The following is a 10,896-nucleotide window of genomic DNA, read 5'->3' on the forward strand; positions in this document are numbered from 1 at the left end:
ATAAAAACCTGAAATACTTTGGCTAAAGTCATTGACGGAAGAATCAACTTCTCTTCCATAAATCATCATTTGGAGTATCCGGACTTTCTTGACGTGCAGTTGCAGTCCTTTAAGGATTTCTTCCAATTAGAAACCCCTGCCGAGAAACGTCAGCACGAAGGGTTGTTCAAAGTATTCAAAGAAAACTTTCCTATTTCAGACTCCCGCGAAAATTTTGTGCTGGAATTTATTGACTACTTGGTAGACCCGCCCAAGTACTCAATTGACGAGTGTATTGACCGCGGACTGAGCTACAATGTGCCGCTCAAAGCCAAGTTGCGCCTTTCATGCAACGATAAGGACAACGAGGACTTTGAAACCATCGAGCAGGAAGTGTTCTTAGGAAATATTCCTTACATGACTCCTCGCGGTTCGTTTGTCATTAACGGTGCCGAGCGCGTTATTGTATCGCAGTTGCACCGTTCGCCCGGCGTATTCTTTGCGCAAAGCAAGCATACGAACGGTACGAAGTTGTACTCTGCCCGTATCATTCCGTTCAAGGGTTCGTGGATTGAGTTTGCAACAGACGTGAACAACGTCATGTATGCCTACATTGACCGTAAGAAGAAATTCCCGGTAACTACCCTGCTCCGTGCCATCGGCTACGGTTCAGATAAAGATATTCTGGATATCTTCGGTCTGTCGGAAGAAGTACCTGCCACCCGCGAAAACCTGCAATTGGCCGTTGGGCGCAAATTGGCGGCAAGGGTGCTGAAAACATGGTACGAAGACTTCACCGACGAAGAAACCGACGAGTTGTACAATATCATGCGCCACGATGTGATATTTGAGCGCGAGCACATCTTGGAAGCAGAAGATATTGACCTCATCCTTGACTCAGGCGTGTCTTCCGTTATTCTCCACCGCGAAGACATCAATGCGTTTGACTACGCCATTATTTACAATACGCTTCAAAAAGATACGTCCAACTCCGAGAAAGAGGCAGTTGAGCAGATTTATCGCCAGTTGCGCAATACGGAAGCTCCCGATGAGGCAACCGCTCGTGAAATCATCCAAAGCCTGTTTTTCAGCGACAAGCGCTATGATTTAGGCGAAGTTGGCCGTTACCGCATCAACAAGAAGTTGAACCTCAGTACAAGCATGGATGTGCGCGTGCTGACTAAGGAAGATATCATTGAAATTATTAAGTATCTCATCACGCTGATTAACTCAAAAGCGATTGTTGATGATATTGACCACCTGAGCAACCGCCGTGTCCGCACAGTGGGCGAGCAGTTGTATGCACAATTTGGCGTAGGTTTGGCACGTATGGCGCGTACTATTAAAGAACGCATGAACGTGCGCGACAACGAAGACTTCAAACCCGTAGATTTGATTAATGCACGTACGCTGTCTTCTGTGATTAACTCGTTCTTTGGCACCAACCAATTGAGCCAGTTCATGGATCAGACCAACCCGCTGGCAGAAATTACTCACAAACGCCGCATGTCTGCTCTCGGCCCCGGTGGTTTGAGCCGCGAGCGTGCAGGTTTTGAGGTGCGCGACGTTCACTATACCCACTACGGCCGCCTGTGTACCATTGAAACACCGGAAGGCCCGAATATCGGTCTGATTTCGTCGCTTTGCGTACACGCCAAAGTAAACTCCATGGGCTTCATTGAAACCCCTTACCGCAAAGTACAAGGCGGCAAGGTAGACATTGACGACAGCCACGTGGTGTACCTGACGGCAGAAGAAGAGGATAATCACTACATCGCACAGGCCAACGCAGCGGTGAATGCCAACGGCGAATTTGAGATTGACCGCGTGAAAGCCCGTTTTGAAGGCGACTTCCCGATTGTAGAGCCTACCGAATTGACCTATATAGACGTTGCTCCTAACCAAATCGTATCGGTGGCGGCTTCGCTGATTCCGTTCTTGGAGCATGACGACGCGAACCGTGCGCTGATGGGTTCAAACATGCAGCGTCAGGCTGTGCCGCTGCTGCGCCCCGAAGCACCGATTGTGGGTACAGGTCTTGAAAAGCGCGTGGCAATTGACTCACGCACATTGGTTGTGGCCGAAGGCGATGGCGTAGTGGACTACGTGGATGCCAATAAAATTGTCATCCGTTACGACCTTTCCGACGATGACCTGCTGGCAAGTTTTGAAGGTAACCTGACAACTTACAAGCTGACCAAGTTCCGCCGAACCAACCAAGATACCTGCATCAACCTGAAACCGATTGTTAAAAAAGGACAGCGCGTTACCAAAGGGCAGGTGCTGTGTGAAGGTTATGCAACCAATAACGGAGAACTTGCACTGGGGCGCAACCTGAATGTGGCATTCATGCCTTGGCAGGGTTACAACTTTGAAGACGCGATTGTTATTTCCGAAAAAGTAGTTCGCGAAGATATCTTTACTTCCATTCATATAGAAGAGTTTGAATTGGAAGTGCGCGATACCAAACGCGGAGAGGAAGAACTGACTTCCGAAATTCCGAACGTGAGCGAGGAAGCTGTTAAAAATCTGGACGAAAACGGTATCATTCGCGTAGGCGCAGAGGTGAAAGAAGGCGATATCCTGATTGGTAAAATTACGCCCAAAGGTGAAACCGACCCGACACCGGAAGAAAAACTGCTGCGTGCCATCTTCGGAGACAAAGCCGGTGATGTGAAAGATGCATCTATGAAAGCGCCTCCTTCCATGCGCGGTGTAGTAATTGATACAAAACTGTTTACGCGTCCGAAAAAGGATAAAGACGTGCGTGCCCGTATGAAGCGCGATGTAGAAGCGCTTAAAGCGAAGTACAGCAAACAGTTGCTGGCATTGCGTGCCGAAATGATTGACAAGATGTTCTCACTGCTGGACGGTAAAACCAGCAGAGGTGTTTATCATAAGTTTGGCGATGAAATTATTGCCAAAGGCATGAAGTTTACCCGTGCGAACATTGAAAGCAATCTGTTCCCGCCAAAGAATGCCTATCGCGATGAAAGCAACTACAACGTACCCGAGGAAGCAAACCTGATTGCCGATATCAACTTGGACGGATGGACAGACGATGAGCGCATCAATGGCCTGATTGCCAAATTGGTGAAAAATTACAACATCAAACGCAACGAAATTACGGGTACGTTCAAGCGCGACCGCTTTACTCTTGAAGTAGGCGACGAATTGCCCGCGGGCATTGTGCAGTTGGCTAAGGTTTATATTGCCAAAAAGCGCAAGTTGAAAGTAGGCGATAAAATGGCCGGTCGCCACGGTAACAAAGGTGTGGTTGCGCGCATCGTCCGTGAAGAAGACATGCCTTTCTTAGAGAACGGTAAACCTGTGGATATTGTACTGAACCCACTGGGTGTACCTTCCCGTATGAACATCGGTCAGATTTACGAAACCGTTCTTGGTTGGGCCGGTTCAATTTTAGGGCGCAAATATGCAACACCTATCTTTGACGGAGCAACAGAAGAAGAAGTACAGAAAGAATTGGCCGAAGCAGGGTTGCCTTCTTGGGGGCGCACCGTGCTGTACGATGGTCTCACGGGTGAACCCTTTGACCAGAAAGTTACTGTTGGAGTTATCTACATGCTGAAACTGGGGCACTTAGTAGATGATAAAATGCACGCACGCTCTATCGGCCCGTACTCACTCATTACGCAACAGCCTCTGGGTGGTAAAGCACAATTCGGTGGACAACGTTTTGGCGAGATGGAAGTGTGGGCATTGGAAGCCTTCGGTGCATCCAATATTTTGCAGGAAATTCTGACCATTAAATCTGACGATGTTGCCGGACGTGCGAAAGCCTATGAGTGCATTGTAAAAGGTGAAAATATGTCCAAGCCGAATATTCCTGAATCGTTCAACGTATTGATTCACGAATTGCGTGGTCTGGCACTGGAAGTTACGATGGACTAACTGACAGTAATATAAACTACTGTAAAACAGCCTTCTGCGAAAAGCAGGAGGCTGTTTTTGTTTGTATGATAGATTGATTACATATACTGCTGCTAAATAGGTAAACAAATTGAATCGTGTCGCATATGTTTGATAGGGATTTTTTGATAGCTAAAATCATAGACTGCTGATTTTCAATGTCTTACTTCGCGTAAATATCAAGAGATTTGTGGACAGTAAACTAATTCCACAGGAAAAAATTGATAGAAAAACTGATGCAGGCAAGCGAAATATAGTGCAATACTAATGGGAAGCAGGTAAAGGCGGCAAATTAAGCCAATTGGTAAGTATGATGTTGTTATATGGTCTTTTATTTCAACTTTTTATGTTATAAATACCATCTTAGCTGTAATAGTTAAATAAATTAATCATTAAAAGTGGATATATGAAAAAAATACTACCGATAATTTGCTTATCTGCTTATTTATTTATTTATTACATCATGTTTAACCTAAATTCGAAAACAGATGAAAAACATGATGAAAATGATGGTTGCTGTGGCGGTGTTTGCTATGGCAGTGTTGGTTACACCGGAATCTACGGGCGCAGGAGTTCCTGAAGAGAAGATTGTACATAATACGTATAGTGACTGTGAAACCAGTTCCGGTCTTGGTGATGTGGTGTTTAGGGAGGAACGAATCCTAATTGATGAGATTGAGTTTATAGAAAGTTGATATTTATTCATGGCGGATTAATGCTGATTGCACTGTAGATATTACTGTTGATACAACCTGTACTCTTTAATGCTTGCAAACTGGGGTAAATTTTTTATGGCCTCAGTTTGTAGAAAAAATATTTATCCTATGTTTTACTTCATCATAATTATTTGCCGGTTATTTGCCGTAGCCTTCTACCCACAACCACCCATAAAGGCTGTGCGGGTAACATATAGCCATGTAAGCAAACAGATAGCCTCTGATCCTGCAAAGCTCGGTAAAGAATTTATCCGCACCCACGAGAATATTTTGGAAAGTACTTCGGCTCATTCAGTTTACAAAACTGTACCCAAGGGGACTTTTCAATCCAAGAGAAAAGCAACAGAGAAGGATGAAGCGATTAACCCTAAAATATTGGCAGGGCAGGAAGTAAAAGAGAGCTATAGTGTAGCTAATCAGCAGTTATTCAAGTTTTTTGCTGACAGATTGCAAGTATCGGTATATCTCATTGGTAATCAGAAGCTTCGTTCCGAAACAAGCCTACATGGCTATAACTGGGTATTGACGAATGAAAGAACTGTTATTGCAGGCATGAATTGCCAAAAAGCTACAACCGTTATGAGAGAGCAGCCTATTTCGGTAGAAGCATGGTTTACAGATGATATTGCTATCTCAAACGGCCCGTCTGTTTTTCATGGGCTGCCCGGGCTGATTCTAAAAATTGAAACCTCTCAGTACACGATTACAGCAGATAAGATACAGTTTACTGAGCCGCCTGTAATCAAAAAAACCCGTAGATGGTGAGCTTGTCAGACAGGAGCATTTACGCCAACGTATCAGAGAAGTATCAACAGAGGTACGACGGAGAGGATATTAAGAAAAATCTATGCCAGTTAATAGTTATCAAAACTATTGGTTGAAAAAGGCGGCAGAAGAAAAAGATCTAAGCCAATAAGGAACGATAACTAAATCATCTGGCGTATTTATGGTTATTACATGGTTACTTATTTAGTCTTTATATGTTGCAAACACCATCATATCTACAATAGTTAAGTTAATTAACCATTAAAAGTGGGTAGATGAAAAAAAATACTACCGATAATTTGCTTATCTGCTTATTTATTTATTTATTTATTGCATCATGTTTAACCTAAATTCAAAAACAGATGAAAAACATGATTAGAATGATGGCTGCGGTGGCGGTGTTGTTTGTATCAACTGCTGCCAACACTCCTAAGATGATTATTGAAGGCTGTATTCCTTCAACAGAAATTACAATTAGAGAATATATAGACTACACTTTTTTCTCGTATGGGCAATTTCTTATGCTATGGTCTTGTGTAGAGCACTCTATTGAAGTTGTTAAGGCTGATTGTAGCAGACAGAAATGGTCTCAAATTGATTGTGTACCGATGTAATGACAAAGTTCATGCTATCTGCATATGAATGACAGAGCATGGTTTCATAAATGAGAATTACTGACAATGAGAAAAAGTATAGTATTATCGTTTTTATGTTGCCTGATTGTACAGTTCTGTATTGCGCAGGCCGTTGAGGTAACTTACATCCAACAGGTGAAAAACATACCTCAGAAGGCGCGTGCTGATATGAGCGATGCTGCCCTGAAATTTTTATTCACTACTCGTGCCGTTTTACAGGCAACCAATGATGTTTCATGGTATCAGGAATTGGGGGAAATGGTTTTTACTGAGAAAAAATCTACTACCAACAAAGATTTACCTGCCAATCTGCCACTGAAACAAGAAGAAATAACTTCTATCCAATCGGAGAAAGTTTACAGGAAGTCTTTAAATGACACCTATAAGTCGTTTAAGGAGCAATCGCTGGTATTAATGTACCGTTCTGTGGCGCATGTTTTCCGTATAGAAGAGGTATTGCCTGCATATAACTGGACGATTACAAATGAGGTTGCTACTATTGCAGGTCTGATATGCAAAAAAGCAACGACTATGACTACTATGCAGCCACAATTGCCCGTAGAGGCATGGTTTACTGATGAAATTCCTATTTCCAGTGGTCCTGGTTCGTTTCACGGATTGCCCGGCTTGATTTTAAAAATAGAAACGCCTGTATTTTCTGTTGCGGCAGATAAAGTTCGGTTTGTAACGTCGCCTGTCATCAAAAAGCCAACAGAAGGGGAGCTCGTAACATCTGAACAGCTCATGCAGCGCATATCCCAAAGACCCAAAGCCGATAATTAAATCACCTTGTCTCTATGTTGTCTATATCATAAAAACACGTTTCACTTGCACTGCTGCTGTCTTTATTAGCCCCCCCCTCTCTTTGCCCAATCTGTTAGGATAGAACATGTGGAGGAGTCCAAACGAAAATTTCCACATTGAAAACCCTGAAATTAAGCGCTGGACAGATAGTCGCTTAGTAGCAGCAGGTGATTTATTTGAGTCGTTGAAAAAAATAGCAGAAGAAAAAATATCTAAGCCAGTAAAGAACGATAACTAAATCATCTGGCGTATTTATGTTATTACATGGTTGCTTATTTAGCCTTTACATGTTGTAAACACCATCATATCTACAATAGTTAAGCTAATTAACCATTAAAAGTGGGTATATGGAAAAAAATACTACCGATAATTTGCTTATCTGCTTATTTATTTATTTATTTATTGCATCATCTTTAATCTAAACCTAAAACAAAATGAAAAAGATGATTAAAATGATGGTTGCTGTGGCGGTGTTTGCTATGATGGCAGTTGTAATGCCTCTTGAATCTAAAGCATCTTCTAGTATTAAATCCCTAATCGTAAATGAAACAGGTAGTGCTAAAATTTTAATAGAGACAACGATTTCACCCACAGCTAAAGTTACGACTCCGCTGCGTAATTGTCAGAAAGTAACAGAGATTGAAATTAGTTTTTCAGAAGGAGATGTGTATTACAACGGTGTTCTTCATCATTGGGAGTGTACAGGGGTAAGTATTAAAGGACATGATGCTAATTGTAAGCCTATTCAAACAGAGATAGAATGGGACTGCATGATATATCAAGTTTACCAGGCGTAGATAAAAGTACAATAGTTTACTGTTTGATTTAAACTATTGTACTTTGAGTAATTTAATTTTTATATAATTTTTTATTTTAAATATTATGAATAATATAAAATGTATTTGCTTTTTTATATTTTATTTTTTACTAGGAGTCATTCCTTTACTACGTGCGCAATCTGTGCGAGTAGAATATTTAGAGGTATCTAAACGGGAGTTTAAGCCTGGCACCAGTCAGGCTGCTATGGATTTCATGCGATTTACGCAAACAGTTTTAACAACTGATGCAGAGTTATCTTGGTATGAAGCGCTTGGTGAAAAGTCATTTATCGAAACGCTGGATGTAAAAACTATCAAGCCTGAACTATTGCAGCAATTACCTCTGAAAGATATGGAGCAAGCCAATGTTCGCTCTTCAAAGATTTGGACAAAGAACAGAGCAAATGAATATAAATCATTGATAGCGAATCAAACTACATCATATATGTACATTGGGCATCAGAAATTTCACATAGAGTCGCCCATTTATACTTATGATTGGAAGATTACAGCAGATACTGCTACGATAGCCGGAATGCGTTGCAAGAAGGCTCAAACCACCTCAAAAAATGGTATTGCAGTGGAAGCATGGTTTACCGATGATATACCTATTGCTAATGGACCTGATATGTATCATGGATTACCCGGGCTGATTTTAAGAGTTGAGACCCCTCAAAGGATTATTTCAGCACAAAAAATTACTTTCATTGATGCTTTTGATATCAAGAAACCTGCGGACAGCGAACTAATTCCACAGGAAAAATTGATGGAAAAACTGATGCAGGCAAGCGAGATGGAGCGCAATGCGCGTGGAAAGCAGGTAAAGCCGGGAAACTAAGCAAGTTGGTAAGTATCATATTGGTTGCATGGTTACTTATTTAGCCTTTACATGTTGCAAACACCATCATATCTACAATAGTTAAGCTAATTAACCATTAAAAGTGGGTATATGGAAAAAAATACTACCGATAATTTGCTTATCTGCTTATTTATTTATTTATTTATTTATTGCATCATCTTTAATCTAAACCTAAAACAAAATGAAAAAGATGATTAAAATGATGGTTGCTGTGGCGGTGTTTGCTACCGTAGGCTTATTTTCCAACCATGCAGAGGCGTCAGCTAAGCCAATGTCAAAACAGAAGCATTTGAAATCAATGGCAAGTCCATTTAAAAGTATAAAGCTTGTAAAGGAAAAAGTGGTAGAGGGTTGTCAGGCTAGTACGGAAATTACTATAATGGCTTATTCAATTCTCGTTCTAGAAATAGATGGCTCTTATGGTTTTAGAGATTGTACACAGGTTTATGGCAGACATGTAAAGCCTAATTGTGAAATTATAGACTATCTGTCAATACCAGATTGTATTTAATTAATTATTTTTTGATGCTTGGATTATTATTGACTATTTATCAATAATAGACCAAGCAGCTATCTTATTATGTTTGATATTACTAATAATTAAAAAATGATTTATAAATCAATTTTATCAGCTTTTTTATTGGTTGTTACTTCTGGACTGTCTTGTTACGCTCAGAAATTGACTGCTCAATGTGTCCAAGTAGAATATCGCGAGGTATTGAAAGATGCTATTCTTAGTCAAATGCGGCCTGAAACTGCCTCTATGTTGAAGAATAAGAGAGCAATTTTGCGAGCAACAACAAATGAATCTTACTACGAGGAGTTGGGTAGTAAGACTCAGATCAAAGAAGTATCAGATCCCCCTCAAAAAGCTCCACTCCTCTTTGAAGATCAGCAGGGTGCTTCTTTGAACATGACAATGATACATAATGTAACCATGATGGACTGGTATAAGAATTTTGACTCTCAGAAGTCAATTCAGATATATCGGGTAGGTGATAAAAAAGCGCGTTTGGAAAACCCTCTTTACACACATGAATGGGAGATTACGAATGAGCGTGCGGTAATCGCAGGAATGAATTGTAAGAAAGCTGTTAGAAACCACCCGGAAAAGCCTGTTGTAGAAGCATGGTTTACTGACGAGATTCCTATTACAGGTGGCCCATCTGCTTTTCATGGACTTCCCGGACTCATCTTAAAAGTTGAAACAGAGCAGGTTATTTGTGAAGCGGAAAGAATACAATTTATTGAGCCATTTAATATGGAAACGCTTGTTAAGGGCGAGCTGCTTGATCCAAATACATTCAAGCAACGAATTTCTGAGTTATTCTCCGAATCATTTAAGGAACAGATGATGAAAAAGAACAAGTAAAATATTTCTATTCAGCGTTTTATTTTATCATGAAACAAGCAAAATTGTTATTTCTTGCTACGCTACTGTCTTTATTAGCCACCCCTCTCTTTGCCCAATCTGTCAGGGTAGAATATGTGGAGGAGTCCAAACGAAAATTTCCACATTGAAAACCCTGAAATTAAGCGCTGGACAGATAGTCGCTTAGTAGCTGAGGGTGATTTGTTTGAGTCGTTGAAAAAAGTAGCAGAGGAAAAAAGACCTAAGCCAGTAAAGAACGATAACTAAATCATCCGGCATATTTATGGTTATTACATGGTTGCTTATTTAGCCTTTACATGTTGCAAGCACCATCATATCCACAATAGTTAAGCTAATTAACCATTAAAAGTGGGTATATGAAAAAAAATACTACCGATAATTTACTTATCTGCTTATTTATTTATTGCGTCATCTTTAATCTAAACCTAAAACAAAATGAAAAAGATGATTAAAATGATGGCTGCTATGGCGGTGTTTGCTATGGCAGTGTTGGTTACACCGGAATCTACAGGTGCAAGTGCGCCTAAGAAAGTTAGGATTGGCGACTGTCTTCCAGGTACTTATGACGCAGCCGCCTCGTTTGATGTAGAGGTTTTTGTTTTAGAGGACTTGCCAGCCACATTGCATTGTGACATAAAGTTAAAGGTTACAATTAGTCCTGATTGCACAAGTTCTGCAAAAGTGACAAAAACAGATTGTTATTTTATTTAAGTAGTGCACAAAATATAGTATCCTTTCAAAGGATGTCAAGTATTTGATTTTTAGACTATAGGAATCGTGCATCCTAAAGATGATGCTGTATTTTAAATTGCTCACTTACTTATAGTAATTAATTTAGTTATTTAAGGATAATGATTGTTATTTAAATAATAGACCTTTTGGAAGTTAAAATACTGAAAATCAATTGATTGAAAATTTCAACTTGTAATTATGTAAGCCTGCGGTTAATTGGAAATTTTCTAATATCTGCTCTTTTTGCTTCACTCTGCTTCTAATC

The 10,896-nt window shown here is 40.5% G+C and carries 12 protein-coding genes; all 12 read left to right on the top strand.

Features of this window, described 5'->3' with window-relative positions:
* The first annotated feature begins 18 nt into the window (after window positions 1–18).
* Entirely contained in the window at window positions 19–3,891 is a 3,873-nt protein-coding gene (gene rpoB / locus NDK19_RS06220) for a DNA-directed RNA polymerase subunit beta (RefSeq protein WP_250630986.1), read from the top strand.
* A gap of 506 nt (window positions 3,892–4,397) precedes the next feature.
* Window positions 4,398–4,604, top strand: coding sequence for a hypothetical protein (locus NDK19_RS06225; RefSeq protein WP_250630987.1), 207 nt, complete (start codon window positions 4,398–4,400; stop codon window positions 4,602–4,604).
* Window positions 4,605–4,673: 69 nt separating this feature from the next.
* Window positions 4,674–5,390, top strand: a complete 717-nt coding sequence (locus tag NDK19_RS06230) for a GLPGLI family protein (protein ID WP_250630988.1) — start codon at window positions 4,674–4,676, stop codon at window positions 5,388–5,390.
* 362 nt (window positions 5,391–5,752) lie between these two features.
* On the top strand, window positions 5,753–6,004 hold the full coding sequence (locus tag NDK19_RS06235) for a hypothetical protein (RefSeq protein WP_250630989.1): 252 nt from the start codon (window positions 5,753–5,755) through the stop codon (window positions 6,002–6,004).
* A gap of 66 nt (window positions 6,005–6,070) precedes the next feature.
* The gene (locus NDK19_RS06240; RefSeq protein WP_250630990.1) at window positions 6,071–6,808 is read left to right on the top strand and encodes a GLPGLI family protein; all 738 of its coding nucleotides are present in this window, start codon (window positions 6,071–6,073) and stop codon (window positions 6,806–6,808) included.
* 106 nt (window positions 6,809–6,914) lie between these two features.
* Window positions 6,915–7,067 carry a hypothetical protein gene (locus NDK19_RS06245; protein WP_250630991.1) on the top strand — a complete coding sequence of 51 codons (153 nt, stop codon included), beginning with the start codon at window positions 6,915–6,917 and terminating at the stop codon, window positions 7,065–7,067.
* Between the two features lie 196 nt (window positions 7,068–7,263).
* Window positions 7,264–7,626 carry a hypothetical protein gene (locus tag NDK19_RS06250; protein WP_250630992.1) on the top strand — a complete coding sequence of 121 codons (363 nt, stop codon included), beginning with the start codon at window positions 7,264–7,266 and terminating at the stop codon, window positions 7,624–7,626.
* A gap of 85 nt (window positions 7,627–7,711) precedes the next feature.
* The gene (locus NDK19_RS06255) at window positions 7,712–8,485 is read left to right on the top strand and encodes a GLPGLI family protein (RefSeq protein WP_250630993.1); all 774 of its coding nucleotides are present in this window, start codon (window positions 7,712–7,714) and stop codon (window positions 8,483–8,485) included.
* A gap of 202 nt (window positions 8,486–8,687) precedes the next feature.
* A complete protein-coding gene (locus NDK19_RS06260) occupies window positions 8,688–9,017 on the top strand; it encodes a hypothetical protein (protein ID WP_250630994.1) in 330 nt (109 codons plus the stop codon).
* 96 nt (window positions 9,018–9,113) lie between these two features.
* Entirely contained in the window at window positions 9,114–9,878 is a 765-nt protein-coding gene (locus NDK19_RS06265) for a GLPGLI family protein (protein ID WP_250630995.1), read from the top strand.
* A 114-nt stretch (window positions 9,879–9,992) separates the two neighbouring features.
* Window positions 9,993–10,145, top strand: coding sequence for a hypothetical protein (locus NDK19_RS06270; protein ID WP_250630996.1), 153 nt, complete (start codon window positions 9,993–9,995; stop codon window positions 10,143–10,145).
* Window positions 10,146–10,334: 189 nt separating this feature from the next.
* Window positions 10,335–10,610, top strand: a complete 276-nt coding sequence (locus NDK19_RS06275; protein ID WP_250630997.1) for a hypothetical protein — start codon at window positions 10,335–10,337, stop codon at window positions 10,608–10,610.
* Window positions 10,611–10,896: the final 286 nt, after the last annotated feature.

It is taken from the genome of Rhodoflexus caldus (assembly GCF_021206925.1).
GTDB lineage: Bacteria > Bacteroidota > Bacteroidia > Cytophagales > Thermoflexibacteraceae > Rhodoflexus > Rhodoflexus caldus.